Origin of the sequence: Streptomyces sp. NPDC090032, from assembly GCF_044748025.1 — a bacterium.
In the GTDB taxonomy this organism is placed as follows: domain Bacteria; phylum Actinomycetota; class Actinomycetes; order Streptomycetales; family Streptomycetaceae; genus Streptomyces.
This window is the reverse complement of record NZ_JBIVFF010000008.1, coordinates 362902-379776: the sequence shown is the minus strand read 5'-3', so window position 1 is coordinate 379776 and position 16875 is coordinate 362902. Positions and strand designations below refer to the sequence as shown.

Here is a 16875-nt window from a genome sequence, read left to right as displayed (position 1 = left end):
CTACCGCCGTAACTACAGGTGTAGTACCGTCGAGGCCAAGCGCACTACAGGTGTAGTGAGCGTTGACAGGCCGAGCCGGGCGTTGTGGACGTGACGTAAGGGGCGCGAAGCATGACTGCCGAACCGACGGAATCAACGGTTCCCACCGAACCGACCGACTCGACGGGCAAGACGCCGACGCGATCGGCAGCGCCCGCGCGACCGACAGCACGGAGCGCCGCCGCCGGCCGCGGGCGGCGCCCCCGCGCCGTCGTCGTGGGCGGCGGCATCGGCGGCCTCACCGCGGCCGTCGCGCTCCACCTGCGCGGCTGGCACGTCACCGTCCTGGAGCGGGCCGCCGAGCTGAAGCCCGTCGGGTCGGGGATCTCCCTCGCCCCCAACGCGCAGCGGGCCCTGGACGTCATCGGCCTCGGCGACGAGATCCGGTCCCTCGCCGCCTGGGAGGGCGAGGGCGGCCTGCGCACCCCGAACGGCCGCTGGCTCTCCCGCTCCGACGCGAAAGCCGCCGCCGAGCGTTTCGGCGGCTCCCTCGTGCTCCTGCACCGGGCGACCCTGATCGACAAGCTGGCGTCCCGGCTCCCCGACGGAGTCGTACGCACCGCGTCCGCGGCGGCCCTCGCCGACCCCGGCGTCGCGGGCGACCCGGCCCGCCCCGCCCGGGTGACCACCCCGGAAGGCGCGTGCGAGGCCGAACTCGTCGTCGGCGCCGACGGCATCAGGTCCGCCGTGCGCACGGCCCTCTTCCCCGCCCACCCCGGCGCGGTCTACGCCGGGTTCACCACCTGGCGCCTCCTCGTCCCGCCCCTCGGCAGGCCCTTCGCCCAGCACGAGACCTGGGGACGCGGCCGGATCTGGGGCACGCACCCTTTCGCGGACGGCACGGTCTACGCCTACGGTGCCGCCGTCGCCCCGGCCGGCGAACACGCCCCCGACGGCGAGAAGGCCGAGCTGCTGCGCCGCTTCGGAGACTGGCACGACCCGATCCCGGCGATCATCGGCGCGGCCGCGCCCGACGAGATCCTGCGTCACGACGTCCACCACATCACCGAACCCCTGCCGGCCTTCCACCGCGGCCGGATCGCACTCCTCGGTGACGCGGCCCACGCCATGCCCCCGACCCTCGGCCAGGGCGGCAACCAGGCCATCGAGGACGCCGTCGTCCTCGCCCACCACGCCGACCCCGAGCACCCCGACGCCCTCGGCCTGGCCGCCTACACCGCAGCACGCAGGCCGCGTACGACCGCCATCGCCCGCAAGGCCGTCGGCGTCGGCCGGGTGAACCTGCTCAGGAACCGGCCGGCGATGGCGCTGCGCAACACACTCATCGCCGCCCTCGACAAGACCGGACCCGCCGTCATGCTGCGCGGATTCGACGAGATCGCGGACTGGCGGCCCCCGCAGCGGCCGTATGCTGCCCAGACACGGAGGGCCTAGCCGGACACAGGCGGCCCGGGGCGAGGAGAACACGGACGTGAAGGTCGGCTGCATCGGACTCGGAGACATCGCGGAGAAGGCGTACCTGCCGGTGCTCACCACTTTGCCGGGGGTCGAGCTGCACCTCCAGACCCGTACACCCGCGACGCTCCAGCGGGTCGGGGACACGCACCACATCCCAGCCGAGCAGCGGCACACCGACCTGGACGCGCTGCTCGCGCAGGGGCTCGACGCGGCGTTCGTGCACGCGCCGACCGCCGTCCACCCCGAGATCGTGACCCGGCTGCTCGAAGCGGGCGTCGCCACCTATGTCGACAAGCCGCTCGCCTACGAACTCGCCGACTCGCAACGCCTCGTGCAGCTCGCCGAGGAGCGCGGGGTCAGCCTTGCCGTCGGCTTCAACCGCCGTCACGCGCCGGGCTACACGCAGTGCGCCGAGCACCCGCGCGAGCTGATCCTGATGCAGAAGAACCGGATCGGGCTGCCCGAGGAACCGCGCACGCTCGTCCTCGACGACTTCATCCACGTCGTCGACACCCTGCGCTACCTCGTGCCCGGACCGATCGACGACGTGTCCGTGCGCGCCCGGGTCGAGGACGGCCTGCTGCACCACGTGGTGCTCCAGCTCGGCGGGGACGGCTTCACGGCGATCGGCGTGATGAACCGGCTCAGCGGCTCGACCGAGGAGATCCTCGAGGTCTCAGGGCAGGACACCAAGCGGCAGGTCGTCAACCTCTCCGAAGTCATCGACCACAAGGGCCAGCCGACCGTGCGCCGCCGCGGCGACTGGGTGCCGGTGGCCCGCCAGCGCGGCATCGAGCAGGTGGTCCTGGGCTTCCTCGACGGCGTGCGCGCGGGCAAGATCCTCAGTGCCAAGGACGCGCTGGAGACGCATGTGCTGTGCGAGCAGGTTGTACGTGAGGTGCAGCGGTTCGCCGCCTGAACTGGCGGACGGCCTCGGACGCGCCCAGCAGGGCGAGCACGGTGACGGCCGCGTGCACCGGCCAGTCCCCGAACCGCACGTACAGCGTCGTCCCGTGCGCCGTCGGCACCTGGTAGACGCGGGCCGCGCTCGCCGACGTGCCGAGCCAGGGGCCGACGCGTGAACCGTCCGGGCCGTACACGGCGGACACCCCGGTCAGCGTCGCGTGCACCATCGGACGGCCCGTCTCCGCGGCGCGGACGGCCGCGAGCGACGCGTGCTGTTCGGGCGCCCAGCTGTGCTGGAACGTCGACGTCGAGGACTGCGCGAGCAGCACCTGCGCCCCGTCGCGCGTGAGGCTCCGCGTCATGTCGGGGAACGCCGACTCGAAGCACACGAGCGGGCCGATCCGCAGGTCGCTGTCCCGTGCGGACCGCGCGTCCATCACGACCTGCCGGGTCCCGCTCACCCGGTCCTCGCCCGCGGCCTTGCCGACCGACGTGGCCCAGCCGAGCAGGGCACGTGCCGGGATGTACTCGCCGAAGGGGACGAGCCGCATCTTGTCGTAGCGCTGCCCCGTGGGGCCGTCCGGGCCCACCAGGACCGAGCTCTTGAAGATGCCGGGGGCACCGCCGGGGGAGACGCGCCGCGCGTCCACGTTCACCAGGATGTCCGCGCCCACCTCGCGGGAGAGCACCGCGATCCGGCGTGCCAGGTCCGGCCGCTGAGTGAAGTCGAAGCCGACACTGCTCTCGCCCCAGACCACCAGGTCGACGCCCTGCCCGGCCAGACCACGGGTCAGCTGTTCCTCCCGGTCGAAGCGCTTCTCCGCGCTGTCGGCGCCGCCTATGGGGCCCGGCTGGACGACGGCGACGCCGACCCGGCCCGCCGGTTCGGGGCGCGGGGCCCAGGCCCAGGAGACCGTCGTCACCGTGGCCGTCACCAAGAGCCCCGCCACGGCGGGGGTACGGGAACCGCGCGCCACGAGGAGGACCGTGACGGCGGTGTTCACCGCCACGACGAGCAGGCTGACCAGCCACACCCCGCCCACCGACGCGACCCGCAGGGCGGGCTGCACCTGCCACTGGCTCGACCCGATGAGCCCCCACGGCCCGCCCAACCCCTGCCAGGACCTGACCAGTTCGACCATCACCCACGCCGACGGCACCGCGACCAGAGCGGCCGCCACCTGCCCGCGCGTGGGCGTGCCGCCGAGCAGCCGCCGCAGCAACCTGCCCCAGGGCGCCCACAGCGCGCCGAGCAGCGCCGCGATCACGACGGTGAACACATGCAGGCTCGGCAGCAGCCAGTGGTGCACCGACAGCATGAACCCGAGCCCGCCGAGCCAGCCGTCGAGGGCCGAGCGGCGCGGTGTAGGGGCCGAACGGGCCAGCAGCATCCACGGCACCAGCGCGACGTACGCGAGCCACCACAGCGACGGCGCGGGGAACGCCAGGGCGGGCAGAGCGCCCGCGGACACGGCGGCGACACCGCGCCACCAAGAGGACGCCGCGAGACGGGGAGCGATGTCCTTCCACGACACGGCGGGCGCCACCCACGACGCCGGCACCGCCGACACCGGCCATAACTGCCACGCCTGCGTCGTACTCGACGAGTGCGACCGACCGTTCTCGTCCGACCCGTCCATGCGTCGCCTCCCTCGTCGTCCGACGCCCGGTACGTACGTTCAGTGTGCGCGCCGGGGACGATCTTTGACAGTGGGCATCGGTGGGCGCACGGTGCACGGCTCGGTGGACCGCGGGCGCCGGAAGGGCACGCGCGTCAGGAAGCGGTGGCCGCCGCGGCGCCCTCGGTGCGGCGCCATTTCTCGTGCACCGTCACCCCGTGCAGCCGCCAGCCGGCGTGCGTCCGCACCAGGGCGAAGGCATAGCGGCCGCCGCACACGAAGTCGGGTGCGCCGGAGGGTGCATCCGACGCGGTACCGGCGCCGGCGCCGGCGAAGCGCATCGGATTGATGTAGTCCGCCTGCACGTCGGCCGTGTCGCCGGTGTCGTTGTCGAGGCGGCCGAAGCGCAGGCGCCGGTTGACGATCAGATGCTGGCGCATCGGGAACAGCTCCATCGTCCGGGTCAGCCACTCGGTGATCTCGGCCGCGCTGCCCTCGATGCCGCCGGCCCGCCGGTAGTCGGCGCGCCCGTCCGGACCGAAGAGTCCGCGGTACGCCGTCCAGTCCCCGTCGTCCACGGACACCGCGTAGTCGGTGATCAGCTCCTCGATGGCGAGTCGGTCCATCACGGTGGCGAGTTCTACGCGCTGTGTCATTGAGTCAGTCTTGGGTACCGGCACCGCAGATCCAAGGGGCGCGACGGGGGAGAGGCCGCGACAGTGATCATTGATACCTTCTCGGCATGTCCCCGCAGAGCACCTCACAGACCGCCGCCGACGACCTCGCGCACTCCGTGCGACTCGCGGTCGACACCTTCGGCCGGGCCCCGGCCGCCGACTGGAGCGCCAAGGCCGGCTCGCTGGAGTGGGACTGCTGGGAGACGGCCGAGCATCTGGCCGACGACCTGTTCGCGTACGCGGCCCAACTCGGCCCGTCGAAGCCGCCGTTGGACACCGAGGTGCCGTTCGACTGGACGCGCCGCAGGCCGGGCGGTCCCGCGAACGTCATCTTCGCGAACCGCGACGCGGGCCCGGCGGGACTGCTCCAGGTGCTCGACGCGAGCGGCGCCCTGCTGGTCGCGATGGTGCGGACGGCTGAGCCCGACACCCGTTCCCACCACGTGTTCGGCCTCTCGGACCCCGCGGGCTTCGGCGCGATGGGCGTCGTGGAGACACTCGTCCACACACAGGACATCGCCGAGGGCCTCGGCCTCGACTGGAACCCGCCCGCCGGCCTCTGCGCCCGGGCGCTCGCCCGCCTGTTCCCCGACGCACCGCAGGGCGACGACCCCTGGCGTACGTTGCTGTGGGCGACGGGGCGCGGTGAACTGCCCGGCAGGGAGCGGCTCACCTCCTGGCGCTGGAACGCCGAAGTCCGCTGACCGGCCGACACGGACCGGCAAACCGGTAGGGCAGGGGATTGACAGGTCGTCAGGCCGCGGCCTCGACGACCTCCGTACGGACCGCGATCGCCCACTCGGTGACGAGCCGTGCGTACTGTGCGCGCTGCTCGGTGGAGAGCCGGCCACCCGCGCGCAACCACAACCCGCGGATCTGCTCGTTGACTTCCTCAGCAGACCGCGCGGAATCCGAACACTTAAGCGGCATGCGGTAAGGCTAGGGTGCGTGCCGCCTACTGGGAACCCTAAGCGACGGAACATATTCTCCAAGTGATCGTAAACATCGATCACTTGGCCGTCGGTCACCGGCAAGTGCCCTCTGGGGGGATCGTGTTCGGACCGGCCCGGCGAAAAAACCAGGTGGCGGCGTCGTGTCCCGTCACTACAGTTGCAGCATGCCCAGGTGCGAAGGAGCGGGTTACTTCCACTGTCAATGGGGTGGTCGCGGGTTCGAGTCCCGTCGTCGGCTTCGGGTCGGCGTAGCTCAGTCGGTAGAGCACCTTGTACCTGCACCGATCTTGATCTCTGGGCAGCACACGTCACGCACCTCCCGGTGCGCAGGTCCGCGGCTACTTCTTGTGGTGAACGCACGCCGCGGACCGACTTGATCTCGGGAGGCACCCAGCAGGGCCGCGCCCCGATTCGGCATGCCCGCACGCGGTGCCTCCCCTCCACGGAGAGGGGCCGCCTCATGGCACGCTTCAACACCCGCGGCACCCGCCCGGTGGGCCGGTCGCCGATCGCCACCGTGACGGGCGAGCGGGCGCGCACGTACGAGGGCGCGAGCGGGTACTTGCGCGACGCGCACAGTGAACTGTTCCTCCTCGCCGTCTCGAATCTCGTCGCCACCGACGCCTTCTACGAGTCCGCGGCCGACCGCGACGACCGGTACAGCACCCTCGTACGGCAGCTCGCCGTGGAGGACCCCGAGTGGACCGCGGGCCTGCTCGGCTGGCTGCGCGGCGAGGGGAACATGCGGACCGCCGCGCTCGTCGGCGCCGCCGAATTCGTCAGGGCCCGCATCGACGCGGGCGAGCCCGGCCACTCCCGGCAGGTCGTCGACGCCGTCCTCCAGCGCGCCGACGAGCCGGGGGAACTGCTCGGCTACTGGACCGGGCGCTACGGCCGGCGCCTGCCGAAGCCCGTCAAGCGCGGCATCGCCGACGCCGTCCAGCGGCTCTACAACGAGCGCTCCCTCCTCAAGTACGACACCGACTCCAAGGGCTACCGGTTCGGTGACGTCCTCAACCTCACGCACCCGGCCCCCGCCGCCGACAAGCCGTGGCAGGGCGACCTGTTCCAGCACGCCCTCGACCGCCGGCACGGCAGCGCCGAGGAGATCCCGGAGCGGCTGGGCACCCTGCGCGCCCGCGAGCGGCTGATGCGCGTACCGGTTCAGGAGCGCCACACGCTGCTCACCACGGACACCAGCCGGCTCGCCGAGGCGGGCATGACGTGGGAGTCCGTGGCGGGCTGGCTGCAGCGGCCGATGGACGCGGCGGCGTGGGAGGCGATCATCCCGTCCATGGGCCTGATGGCTCTCGCCCGGAACCTGCGCAACTTCGACGAGGCCGGTGTCTCGGACGAGGTCGCGCAGCGGGTGGCGGCGCGGTTCGCCGACCCGGACGAGGTGCGCCGCTCGCGTATGTTCCCGTTCCGCTTCTGGGCCGCGTACAAGCACGCCCCGTCGCTGCGCTGGGGGCACGCTCTGGAGAGGGCGCTCGCTCACTCGCTGGCCGGTGTGCCCGCGCTGCCCGGCCGCTCGCTGATCCTGGTGGACCGGTCGCCGTCGATGTTCCCCGGCTACGGATTCTCGACGCCGTACCGCTCGGACATCCCGCTCGCGGAGCAGGCGGCGGTGTTCGGCGCCGCCCTCGCGATGCGCGCGGAGGTGCCGACGCTCGTCGAGTTCGGGATGGAGAGCCGGCGCCTGGACCACCCGCGCGAGGGCAGCGTGCTGCGGCTCGTCGAGAAGTTCGGGCAGATCTCCGGGACGGACATCCCGACCGCGGTGAAGAAGCACTTCACCGGGCACGACCGGGTGATCGTCGTCACCGACGAACAGACCCGGCCGGGCTGGTTCCCGTCGAACGCCCAGGGCCACGGCGGCATGGCCGAGACCGAGATCGACGCGCTCGTCCCGAGGGACGTGCCCGTCTACATGTGGAACATGGCCGGATACAAGGTGGGTGCGACCCCTTCGGGCGGCGCACACCGGCACGCGTTCGGCGGCCTCACCGACCAGGCGTTCCGCCTGATTCCGCTCATCGAGCGGGGCGGCGACGCGCGCTGGCCGTGGGAGAAGGCGCGGGAGAAGTGAGCGAGGGGTGGTCCCGTCCGGCTCCGGCCGGGCGGGGTCAGCCCGCCGACTCCCCGGCGTGCGGGCTCAGGACGCCCGCCGTCACCAGCGCGATCAGCACGATGCCGAGCAGGATCCGGTAGTAGACGAACGGCATGAAGCTCTTGCTCGAGATGAACTTCATGAACCATGCGATGACGGCATACCCGACCCCGAAAGCGATGATCGTCGCGAAGATGGTCGGGCCCCAGGAGACGGAACCGTCCGCCCCGGCGTCCTTCACCTCGAAGAGCCCGGATGCGAGGACCGCGGGGATCGCGAGGAGGAACGAGTATCGGGCCGCGGCCTCACGGGTGTACCCCATGAGGAGGCCGCCGCTGATGGTCGCTCCGGAGCGCGAGACTCCGGGGATCAGGGCCAGGGCCTGGCAGAGGCCGTAGATCAGGCCGTCCTTGACGCTCAGGTCCTTGAGGCCCTTGCGCTCCCGCACCGCGCGGTGCTTGCCGCCGACCTCGTCGCGGGCGGCGAGACGGTCCGCGACACCGAGGATGACACCCATCACGATGAGGGTCGTCGCGGTCAGGCGCAGATCGCGGAAAGGGCCCTCGATCTGGTCCTTGAACGTGACACCGAGCACGCCGATCGGAATCGAGCCCACGATCACGAGCCAGCCCATCTGCGCGTCGTGGTCGCTGCGCAGTGCCTTGTTCGTGAGGGAGCGGAACCACGCGGAGATGATCCGCACGATGTCCTTGCGGAAGTAGATCACCACCGCCGTCTCCGTGCCGAGCTGGGTGATCGCCGTGAACGCGGCTCCCGGGTCGTGCCAGCCCGCGAACGCCGCGGTCAGCCGCAGATGCGCGCTCGACGAGATGGGCAGGAACTCGGTCAGCCCCTGGACGAGTCCGAGGATGAATGATTCGAACCAAGACATGAAGTTACGCGATCCAAGTGCTGACGTGAGCTGACCGCAGACGCGCAGGCCAGGGGGCGGACACGGAGGAAGGACGGACGGGCGGGCGAGGCCGTACGGATCAAAGGGGTACGGGGGTGCAAGGGCGCCCGCCGTGGGGCAGCGTAGCGCCCTTGTGTGAAGAGACGACCACAGGGCCTCTTCACTCGGGCGGCGGCTACGCCGCGGCCGGGCCCGCCTTGGTCCAGCCCGGGACCTGCGGATGGGCGCTCAGATCCTCGTGGTGGACGGGGTCGCCGCACGCGGAGCACGTCACGACGGGGACCAGTTCGCTGCCGCAGGTGTGCTCGATCACCATGGGGCGGTCGCCGTCGTCGCGCAGATGACGGTCGCCCCACGCCATGAGGGTCATGAGGACCGGCTCCAGTTCGAGCCCCGCCGTGGTGGGCCGGTACTCGAAGCGCTGCGGGCGCTCCTGGTAGGCGACCTTCTTGAGGATGCCCGCGTCGACGAGGCGGCGCAGGCGCGTCGCCAGGATGTCGCGCGGCGCCCCGATGTTGCGCACCAGCTGGTCGAAGCGTCCGTTGCCGAGGCAGACCTCGCGCAGGACCAGGAGGGAGTGCTTCTCGCCGACCACGGCCAGCGTGTCGGCGATCGAGCAGGGGCGCGGGTCCTTGGCAGCTGGCATGCGCATCAGTGTAAAGGAGGGTTTGCTTTTCCAACCTGCGGAGCTATGGTGAGTTCAGTTTTCCTACTCACCGGTAATCGGTGCCGGGCACCGACCCGTCGGCCAAGGAGGCCCGCACCATGCGTGACGCAGTCATCGTCGAAGCCGTACGCACCCCCGTCGGCAAGGGCAAGCCGAACGGGACGCTCGCTCACGTCCACCCCGTCGAACTGCTCGCCCACACCCTGCGCACCCTCGTCCACCGGGCCGGTATCGACCCCGCCCAGATCGACGACGTCATCGGCGGGACGGTCGACCAGGTCGCGGAGCAGGCCATGAACACCACCCGGTACGCCGTCCTGTCGGCGGGCTTCCCGGAGTCCGTGCCCGCCACGACCGTCGACCGGCAGTGCGGCTCGTCCCAGCAGGCCGTGCACTTCGCCGCGCAGGGCGTCATCTCCGGCGCCTACGACATGGTGATCGCCGGTGGAGTGGAGTCCATGAGCCGCGTACCGATGTGGTCGAACGTGCCCGAGGGCGCCGACCCGTTCGGCCCCGGCGTCGCCGAGCGCTACCCGGAAGGGCTGGTCCCGCAGGGCGTCAGCGCCGAACTGATCGCCGCCAAGTGGTCGCTGTCCCGCGACATGATGGACGCCTACGCCGTCGAATCGCACCGCAAGGCCGCCCAGGCCTGGGCGAGCGGGCTCTTCGACGCAGAGGTCGCACCCCTCGAAGGCGTCACCCGCGACGAGTCCGTGCGCCCCGGCACCACCGCCGAGATCCTCGCCGGGCTCAAGCCCGCCTACTACGACCCGCACTTCGGCGAGCGCTTCCCGCAGATCGACTGGTCGGTGACCGCGGGCAACGCGAGCCCGATCAACGACGGCGCCTCCGCCGTCCTCATCACCACGAGCGAGAACGCGGCCCGGCTCGGCCTGCGCCCGCTCGCCCGCCTCCACAGCTTCGCCGTCACGGGCTCGGACCCGCTCCTGATGCTGACCGGCGTCATCCCCGCCACCGAGAAGGTGCTGCGCAAGGCGGGTCTCGACCTGGGCGACATCGACCTGTTCGAGGTCAACGAGGCGTTCGCGGCCGTCGTCCTCGCCTGGCTCCAGGAGACCGGCGCCGACCCGGCGAAACTGAACGTGCACGGCGGCGCCATCGCGCTCGGCCACCCGCTCGGTGCGAGCGGCACCCGTCTGATGACGACCCTCGTCCACGCGATGCGCGCCCGCGGCGCACGCTACGCACTCCAGACGATGTGCGAGGCCGGCGGACTCGCCAACGCGACCGTCCTGGAAGCGCTCTGAGACGTCAGGCGCCCTGAGTCTTCGAGGGCCTGAGTTTTCAGGGGCACGTCAGCCGCGGAGGCTGTGGCGCTTGCACCACGCGACCACCGCCGCCGCGAGCCCGGTCAGCGCGATGAACCCCATCGCGATCAGGAACGCGGGCGACGTCGGCGTCGAGGCCCTGGCCCCGGCGACGACGTACGCCGCCGTATTGGGGACCGAGCCGATCGCCGTGGCCAGCAGGAACGGTGCCCACCGCATGCGCGAGACCGCGGCGCAGTAGTTGGCCGCCCAGAACGGCACCCCAGGGAAGAGCCGCGCGGCCAGCATCGACCGGAAGCCGTGGCGGCTGAGCTGCCCGTCCGCCGCCTTCAGCCAGCGGCCACGCACGAGAGGGCGCAGCGCCTCCTGGCCGAGCACCCGGCCGAGCCCGAACGCCACGCCGGCGCCGAGCACCGTCCCGCCGAGCGACGCCAGGGTGCCGAGCTGCGAACCGAACAGCGCGCCCGCCGCGAGATTCAGCAGCGGCCGCGGGACGAAAGCCACCGTGCACAGCCCGTACGCCACACCGAACAGGACGACCGCGGCGGTGCCGGTCATATGGGGCGGCCAGCCGTCCGCGAGCAGTTTCTGCGGCTGGAGGAGCAGCACCGTGGCCCCGCCCGCGGCGAGCAGCGCCACCAGGAGCGACAGACGCGACCATGGCGAGAGCAGAACTCTGGTGCAGCGCAGGGCAAGGCCCGCCGGCCGGGCGGCGGCGAGTCCCTCGGGACGGGTCGCGACGGTGTCGGGCATTCGGGGAGACTAACCGACCAATATGTACGGTCGCCGTAGGGTTGTGTCGCATGACCGTCACAGTCCCGCGCAGCGCGCTGGCCGACACCCTGCTGGAGCGGCTCACCGCCGTGTACCCCACGGCGGCCGACCCCGAGCGGGCCGGGCAGATGCGCGCGTACATGAAGGACGTGGCCCCCTTCCTCGGTCTCACCACTCCCGTCCGCCGCGCCCTGTCGCGCACCGTCCTGGCCGGGACCCCGCGCCCCGACGAGACAGACTGCGCCGCGCTCGCGCTGCGCTGCTGGGAGCTGCCCGAGCGCGAGTACGCGTACTTCGCGGCCGACTATCTGCGCCGGTACGCGGGCCGCTGCTCATCCGGCTTCCTGCCCGTCGCGCGGCACCTCGTGTCGACGGTCCCGTGGTGGGACACCGTCGACCTGCTCGCCGCGCACGTCGTCGGCGCGCTCGTCGCGGCCGACCCGCGCCTGGCGAACGACATGGACGCGTGGATCGAGGACGACGACCTGTGGATCGCCCGCACCGCGCTCCTGCACCAGCTCCGCCGCAAGGAGACGACCGACACGGAGCGCCTCTTCGGCTACTGCCTGCGGCAGGCCCCGCACCCCGACTTCTTCATCCGCAAGGCCGTCGGCTGGTGCCTGCGTGAGTACGCGAAGACCGACCCGGACGCCGTACGCGCCTTCGTCGCCGCCCACCGGGACCGCCTCGCCCCCCTGTCGGTCCGCGAGGCGCTGAAGAACATCGGCCCCTGAGGCCCCTGCCAAGGCCCCTGAACTCCCGTACGCCTCAACGGAGACCGGGCCGCGCCGCCCGCCGGAAAACCATTCGACCTGCGCCGTTCGGTAGGCCATGATCGGCGTCATGTTCCGGTACGCCTTCCCCGCAGCCACGTCCGCAGTCGCGGACGCTGCGAAGGCTGCCGTCTTCCTGGCCGCCGCAGCAGACGGCGCCCGAAGCTGACCCTCTCCGGACATTCCGGCGGACCCCGCAGGGGGAGGGTCGGTAGCACTCCGGGGTCCCCGCCTCATCAAGGAGGCCATCACACCCTGTTCCGCTGAGGAACACGTTCCGGGAGGAACCACCCAGCCATGCCCAAGACGGCATACGTGCGCACCAAGCCGCACCTCAACATCGGCACCATGGGGCACGTCGACCACGGCAAGACGACCCTCACCGCCGCCATCACCAAGGTCCTCGCCGAGCGCGGCGCCGGCACGTTCGTGCCCTTCGACCGCATCGACCGCGCCCCGGAGGAGGCCGCCCGCGGCATCACCATCAACATCGCGCACGTCGAGTACGAGACCGACACCCGCCACTACGCGCACGTCGACATGCCCGGCCACGCCGACTACGTCAAGAACATGGTCACCGGGGCCGCGCAGCTCGACGGGGCGATCCTCGTCGTCTCCGCGCTCGACGGGATCATGCCGCAGACCGCCGAGCACGTCCTGCTCGCCCGCCAGGTCGGCGTCGACCACATCGTCGTCGCGCTGAACAAGGCGGACGCGGGGGACGAGGAGCTCACCGACCTCGTCGAGCTGGAGGTCCGCGAGCTGCTCTCCGCGCACGGATACGGCGGCGACTCCGTCCCCGTGGTGCGGGTCTCGGGGCTCAAGGCCCTTGAGGGCGACCCCCGTTGGACCGGGGCGATCGACGCGCTGCTCGACGCCGTGGACACGTACGTGCCCATGCCCGAGCGGTATGTGGACGCGCCGTTCCTGTTGCCGGTGGAGAACGTACTCACCATCACCGGGCGCGGCACGGTCGTCACCGGGGCCGTCGAGCGCGGCAGGGTGCGCGTCGGCGACCGCGTCGAGATCTTCGGCGCGGACACCGACGCGGCGGCGACCGTGGTCACCGGCCTGGAGACCTTCGGCAAGCCCATGGAGGAGGCGCAGGCCGGGGACAACGTGGCGCTCCTGCTGCGCGGAGTGCCCCGCGACGCGGTCCGCCGCGGCGACGTCGTCGCGGCGCCCGCCAGCGTCAGCCCGAGCCGCCGCTTCACGGCCCAGGTGTACGTCCTCTCGGCGGCCGAGGGAGGCCGCACGACACCGGTCGCGACCGGCTACCGCCCGCAGTTCTACCTGCGGACCGCGGACGTCGTCGGTGACGTCGACCTCGGCGAGAGCGCCGTCGCCCGGCCCGGGGACACCGTCACGATGACGGTCGAGCTCGGCCGTGACATGCCCCTGGAGGCGGGCCTCGGCTTCGCGATCCGCGAGGGCGGGCGCACGGTCGGCGCGGGCACCGTCAGCTCCGTCGGCTGAACCGCACCGCCCGCCTCCCGCACCCCGCGGGAGGCGGGCGGTCGCACGTCGGCCACACTGGACGCCGGCGTCGTTGTGGAGGTCTCAAGTGGCGGGCAGGGCACTCGTACTCGGGGGCGGCGGCCTCTCCGGCATCGGCTGGATCTCCGGAATCCTGTACGGACTCGCCGAGGCCGGCGCCGGTCTGTGGGACGCCGACACCGTGATCGGCACCTCCGCGGGCTCCGTCGTCGGCGCCCAGCTCACCTCCGGCCGGCTGACCCCCGCCGAGCTGTACGAACGCCAACTCGCCGCGCCCGTCGGGGAGATCACCGGACACCTGGGTCCCGCCGCCACCCTCCGTCACGCCCGTGCCGCGCTCACCTCCCGCACCCCTGAGGACTTCGGCCGCAAGGCGGGGCACATCGCGCTGGCCGCCGACACCCCGGACGAGGCGACGCGCCGCGAGGTCATCGCGGGGCGGCTCGTCTCCCACAGCTGGCCCGAGCGGCCGTTCCTGGTGACGGCGGTACGGGCGACGACCGGCGAGTTCCGTGTCCTCGACCGGGGCAGCGGCGTCGGCCTGGTCGACGCCGTCGCGGCCAGCTGCGCCGTGCCGGGCGTCTGGCCGCCGGTCACGATCGACGACGCCCGCTGGATCGACGGCGGCGTCCGCTCCCCGGCCAACGCACACCTCGCCGAAGGCCACGACCGCATCGTGATCATCGCTCCGGTCGCAGCGGGCGGCGGCACCCTCGAATCGGCCCGCTCTCAGGCCGAACGCCTCAGCGCTGGCGGGGCGAGGGTCACCCTCATCACCCCGAACCGCACCACGAGGAAGGCGATGGGACACAACAGCCTCGACCCGTCCCACCGTGCACCGTCGGCCCGAGCAGGGCGGGAACAGGCAGCGGCGCATGTGGCGGAGGTGGCGGAGGTGTGGGGCTGAGGAAGGCGGTGGCGAACGTCGTGCGGCGTCCGATGCCCCGGCCACCCGGCACAATGGACGCGTGGACGAGCCGATACCCGTGACCAGGACCGTCGATCACGGCACTGCCAAGCTGATGCCCGACGTGGACCGGCGCAGGGCCTGGCTGCTCACGGTCGACGGGGCCCCGCAGTCGTACGTCGACCTGGACGCGCCCGAGCACCTCGAATTCGAGTACGCGCGCCGGCTCGGCCACGTCCTCGACTGTGTGGCCGAACCCGGCAAGCCGCTCGACGTGCTGCACCTCGGCGGTGGCGCGCTCACCCTGCCGCGCTATGTGACGGCGACGCGGCCGGGCTCGCGCCAGGACGTGGTCGAGTCGGACAGCGGGCTGCTCGCCCTGGTCGCCGAGCACCTGCCCGTCCCCGACGGCGCGGCGATCACCGTCCACGGGGCCGACGCCCGCACCTGGCTGGAGTCGGCCGACGCGGACAGCGCCGACGTGCTGGTGGCGGATGTCTTCGGCGGCTCCCGCGTCCCGGCCCACCTGACCACCGTGGCCTACGCCGAGGCCGCCGAGCGGGTCCTGCGCCCCACGGGCGTCTACGCGGCGAACCTCGCGGACGGCACGCCCTTCGGCTTCCTCCGCTCCCAACTCGCCACGTTCTCCCTGGTGTTCGAGCATCTCGCGCTGATCGCGGAGCCCGCCGTGCTGCGCGGCAGGCGCTTCGGGAACACCGTTCTCGTGGCCTCCCACGAGGAGCTCGACATCGCGGCGCTCGCCCGCAGCGCCGCGGCCGACGCGTTCCCGGCCCGCGTCGAGCACGGCTCTCAGCTGCGCCGCTTCACCGGCAGCGCGAAGCCCGTACGGGACGAGGACGCGGTGCCGTCACCCCAGCCGCCCGGCGGCTCCTTCGGCATCGGCTGAGACGAGCTCCGGCGCGGGCTGTGCGGCGGCGTCGGGGCGGCGCGTCAGCCGGCGTACCTCCGGCACGAACAGCACCGCGCCCGTGGCCACGACGACGAGCGCCGCGCAGCCCCACAGCGCGGGCGCCAGGCCGAAGGCCGCCTCCGCGGGTCCCGCGAGCGCCGTGGCGACCGGCACCATCGCGACGGAGCCGAACCAGTCGTACGCGGAGACCCGGGAGAGCTTGTCCTCCGGGATCTCCTGGTGCAGCGCCGTCATCCACGAGACGCTGAACACCTCGATCGTCACGCCGCTCACGAACATCACGCAGATGAGCACTTCGAGCGGCACGGGTACCGCGAGCGCCGCCGAGGGCAGAGCCAGCGGGAACACGCACAGGGTCCCGGCGAGCAGCAGCCGCCGCGGCCTCCACCGCATCATCAGGAACGCCCCGGCGACGGTTCCGACGCCGAAGGCGCCGAGGGCGAGCCCCCAGGGGCCGGGTCCGCCGAGGGAGTCGCGGGCGACGAGCGGGCCGAAGACCGCGTCGGCGGCGCCGACCACCGCCACCACGACGGAGAACTGCGCGACGATGCTCCACAGCCACGGCCGGCCGATGAACTCCTGCCAGCCGTCCCGCATATCGGCGAGCAGGCCTCCGCCGGGTTCACGTGGCGCGATATGGCTGACGTCGAGGAACGAGCGCAGAGCTCCCGCCACGGCGAACGCGACCGCGTCCACGGCGAGCACCCAGCCGGGTCCGATGGCCGCGACCATGGCGCCGCCGAGCGCCGCGCCGCCCACGGCCGCGCCCGACATCGCCATGCGGAAGAGGGCGAAGGCGCGGCTCGCCTGATCCTTGGTGACCGACGACATCAGCATGCCTTCGGCCGCGGGGTTGAAGAAGGCCTGCCCGGTGCCGCCCAGCGCGCTGAGCAGCATCATCTGCCACAGCTCGGGCCTGCCGGTCAGGACGAGCAGCGCGAAGGCGCCCTGGGACAGGAAGTTGAGCGCGTTGGCCGCGACCATCACGTGGTGGCGCGGCAGCCGGTCGGCGACGGCTCCGCCGACGAGCAGGAACAGCACGAGCGTCAGAGTGCGTGACGCGGCGACGAGGCCGACGTCCCCACCGTCGCCCCCCGTCTCGAGCACCGCGAACGCGGACGCGATCAGCGCCCCATTGCTGCCGAGTGTCGTCACGAACGCCGCCACCGCCAGCAGGCTGTAGTTGCGGCCCGCCCACGCGGGTCGGCGGGGTCTGAGTGGGGAGGCGGCGGGAGAGGTCACTGAGGGACTATCGCCGCAGCGGGTCCGACTTGCCAAACGAGATTCTTTCCGCCTCGCCGAACGTGATTGTTACTGGCGGGTCGCTCCGCTAGATTGATCATGAATTTCGTGTCATGTTCACGATAAATCTGCCCCGGGAACCTGTTGGTTCTCGAGGAA

At 72.2% G+C, this 16875-nt stretch carries 16 protein-coding genes; 9 read left to right on the top strand and 7 right to left on the bottom strand.

Features of this window, described 5'->3' with window-relative positions; translation table 11 throughout:
* The first annotated feature begins 111 nt into the window (after positions 1 to 111).
* Complete coding sequence (locus ACIPWY_RS22640; RefSeq protein WP_362909961.1) at positions 112 to 1434, top strand: FAD-dependent monooxygenase; 1323 nt, start codon at positions 112 to 114, stop codon at positions 1432 to 1434.
* 37 nt (positions 1435 to 1471) lie between these two features.
* Positions 1472 to 2377, top strand: coding sequence for a Gfo/Idh/MocA family oxidoreductase (locus ACIPWY_RS22635; RefSeq protein ID WP_362909963.1), 906 nt, complete (start codon positions 1472 to 1474; stop codon positions 2375 to 2377).
* Here the strand turns inward: ACIPWY_RS22635 and lnt are convergent.
* Together lnt and ACIPWY_RS22625 are read right to left on the bottom strand one after the other, a co-directional pair.
* Positions 2301 to 4004, bottom strand: coding sequence for an apolipoprotein N-acyltransferase (gene lnt, locus ACIPWY_RS22630; RefSeq protein WP_393702896.1), 1704 nt, complete (start codon positions 4002 to 4004; stop codon positions 2301 to 2303). The two genes, ACIPWY_RS22635 and lnt, sit on opposite strands and share 77 nt — an antisense overlap.
* Before the next feature lie 134 nt (positions 4005 to 4138).
* Positions 4139 to 4639, bottom strand: a complete 501-nt coding sequence (locus ACIPWY_RS22625; RefSeq protein WP_393702894.1) for a nuclear transport factor 2 family protein — start codon at positions 4637 to 4639, stop codon at positions 4139 to 4141.
* An 86-nt stretch (positions 4640 to 4725) separates the two neighbouring features.
* Here ACIPWY_RS22625 and ACIPWY_RS22620 point away from each other — a divergent pair, with 86 nt between their 5' ends.
* Positions 4726 to 5364 carry a maleylpyruvate isomerase N-terminal domain-containing protein gene (locus ACIPWY_RS22620; protein WP_362909969.1) on the top strand — a complete coding sequence of 213 codons (639 nt, stop codon included), beginning with the start codon at positions 4726 to 4728 and terminating at the stop codon, positions 5362 to 5364.
* Between the two features lie 49 nt (positions 5365 to 5413).
* Here the strand turns inward: ACIPWY_RS22620 and ACIPWY_RS22615 are convergent, their stop codons facing one another.
* Positions 5414 to 5590: a hypothetical protein gene (locus ACIPWY_RS22615; protein ID WP_362909971.1), complete on the bottom strand. Its 177-nt coding sequence runs from the start codon at positions 5588 to 5590 to the stop codon at positions 5414 to 5416.
* Between the two features lie 483 nt (positions 5591 to 6073).
* On the opposite strand from ACIPWY_RS22615, the gene ACIPWY_RS22610 reads away from it, so the two are divergent.
* A complete protein-coding gene (locus ACIPWY_RS22610) occupies positions 6074 to 7702 on the top strand; it encodes a TROVE domain-containing protein (protein WP_401534601.1) in 1629 nt (542 codons plus the stop codon).
* Between the two features lie 37 nt (positions 7703 to 7739).
* Here the strand turns inward: ACIPWY_RS22610 and ACIPWY_RS22605 are convergent, their stop codons facing one another.
* Positions 7740 to 8615, bottom strand: coding sequence for an undecaprenyl-diphosphate phosphatase (locus tag ACIPWY_RS22605; RefSeq protein WP_362909975.1), 876 nt, complete (start codon positions 8613 to 8615; stop codon positions 7740 to 7742).
* 196 nt (positions 8616 to 8811) lie between these two features.
* The gene (locus ACIPWY_RS22600) at positions 8812 to 9282 is read right to left on the bottom strand and encodes a helix-turn-helix domain-containing protein (protein WP_362909977.1); all 471 of its coding nucleotides are present in this window, start codon (positions 9280 to 9282) and stop codon (positions 8812 to 8814) included.
* 119 nt (positions 9283 to 9401) lie between these two features.
* Between ACIPWY_RS22600 and ACIPWY_RS22595 the strand changes: the two genes are divergently transcribed.
* Positions 9402 to 10571: a thiolase family protein gene (locus ACIPWY_RS22595; RefSeq protein WP_362909979.1), complete on the top strand. Its 1170-nt coding sequence runs from the start codon at positions 9402 to 9404 to the stop codon at positions 10569 to 10571.
* A gap of 48 nt (positions 10572 to 10619) precedes the next feature.
* Here ACIPWY_RS22595 and ACIPWY_RS22590 read toward each other — a convergent pair whose 3' ends face one another.
* Entirely contained in the window at positions 10620 to 11345 is a 726-nt protein-coding gene (locus ACIPWY_RS22590; RefSeq protein ID WP_362909980.1) for a TVP38/TMEM64 family protein, read from the bottom strand.
* A 50-nt stretch (positions 11346 to 11395) separates the two neighbouring features.
* Here ACIPWY_RS22590 and ACIPWY_RS22585 point away from each other — a divergent pair, with 50 nt between their 5' ends.
* The 4 genes from ACIPWY_RS22585 (at position 11396) to ACIPWY_RS22570 (ending at position 15450) form a co-directional block, all read left to right on the top strand.
* Positions 11396 to 12100 (top strand): DNA alkylation repair protein, encoded by a 705-nt coding sequence (locus ACIPWY_RS22585; RefSeq protein ID WP_401534595.1) that lies wholly within the window; start codon positions 11396 to 11398, stop codon positions 12098 to 12100.
* Positions 12101 to 12436: 336 nt separating this feature from the next.
* Complete coding sequence (gene tuf / locus ACIPWY_RS22580) at positions 12437 to 13615, top strand: elongation factor Tu (protein ID WP_362909984.1); 1179 nt, start codon at positions 12437 to 12439, stop codon at positions 13613 to 13615.
* Between the two features lie 88 nt (positions 13616 to 13703).
* Positions 13704 to 14543 carry a patatin-like phospholipase family protein gene (locus ACIPWY_RS22575; protein WP_393702887.1) on the top strand — a complete coding sequence of 280 codons (840 nt, stop codon included), beginning with the start codon at positions 13704 to 13706 and terminating at the stop codon, positions 14541 to 14543.
* Positions 14544 to 14604: 61 nt separating this feature from the next.
* Positions 14605 to 15450 carry a spermidine synthase gene (locus tag ACIPWY_RS22570; RefSeq protein ID WP_393702885.1) on the top strand — a complete coding sequence of 282 codons (846 nt, stop codon included), beginning with the start codon at positions 14605 to 14607 and terminating at the stop codon, positions 15448 to 15450.
* On the opposite strand, the gene ACIPWY_RS22565 is transcribed toward ACIPWY_RS22570, so the two are convergent.
* Positions 15412 to 16716, bottom strand: coding sequence for an MFS transporter (locus ACIPWY_RS22565; RefSeq protein WP_362909990.1), 1305 nt, complete (start codon positions 16714 to 16716; stop codon positions 15412 to 15414). The two genes, ACIPWY_RS22570 and ACIPWY_RS22565, sit on opposite strands and share 39 nt — an antisense overlap.
* Positions 16717 to 16875 lie beyond the last annotated feature (159 nt).

What these genes read in the sequence shown, in the direction of transcription:
- ACIPWY_RS22625 (WP_393702894.1), bottom strand. Translation starts at nt 4,639, where the DNA reads ATGACACAGCGCGTAGAACTCGCCACCGTGATGGACCGACTCGCCATC.
- tuf (WP_362909984.1), top strand. Translation starts at nt 12,437, where the DNA reads ATGCCCAAGACGGCATACGTGCGCACCAAGCCGCACCTCAACATCGGC.
- ACIPWY_RS22640 (WP_362909961.1), top strand. Translation starts at nt 112, where the DNA reads ATGACTGCCGAACCGACGGAATCAACGGTTCCCACCGAACCGACCGAC.
- ACIPWY_RS22595 (WP_362909979.1), top strand. Translation starts at nt 9,402, where the DNA reads ATGCGTGACGCAGTCATCGTCGAAGCCGTACGCACCCCCGTCGGCAAG.
- ACIPWY_RS22605 (WP_362909975.1), bottom strand. Translation starts at nt 8,615, where the DNA reads ATGTCTTGGTTCGAATCATTCATCCTCGGACTCGTCCAGGGGCTGACC.
- ACIPWY_RS22600 (WP_362909977.1), bottom strand. Translation starts at nt 9,282, where the DNA reads ATGCCAGCTGCCAAGGACCCGCGCCCCTGCTCGATCGCCGACACGCTG.
- ACIPWY_RS22615 (WP_362909971.1), bottom strand. Translation starts at nt 5,590, where the DNA reads ATGCCGCTTAAGTGTTCGGATTCCGCGCGGTCTGCTGAGGAAGTCAAC.
- ACIPWY_RS22610 (WP_401534601.1), top strand. Translation starts at nt 6,074, where the DNA reads ATGGCACGCTTCAACACCCGCGGCACCCGCCCGGTGGGCCGGTCGCCG.
- ACIPWY_RS22620 (WP_362909969.1), top strand. Translation starts at nt 4,726, where the DNA reads ATGTCCCCGCAGAGCACCTCACAGACCGCCGCCGACGACCTCGCGCAC.
- ACIPWY_RS22585 (WP_401534595.1), top strand. Translation starts at nt 11,396, where the DNA reads ATGACCGTCACAGTCCCGCGCAGCGCGCTGGCCGACACCCTGCTGGAG.
- lnt (WP_393702896.1), bottom strand. Translation starts at nt 4,004, where the DNA reads ATGGACGGGTCGGACGAGAACGGTCGGTCGCACTCGTCGAGTACGACG.
- ACIPWY_RS22590 (WP_362909980.1), bottom strand. Translation starts at nt 11,345, where the DNA reads ATGCCCGACACCGTCGCGACCCGTCCCGAGGGACTCGCCGCCGCCCGG.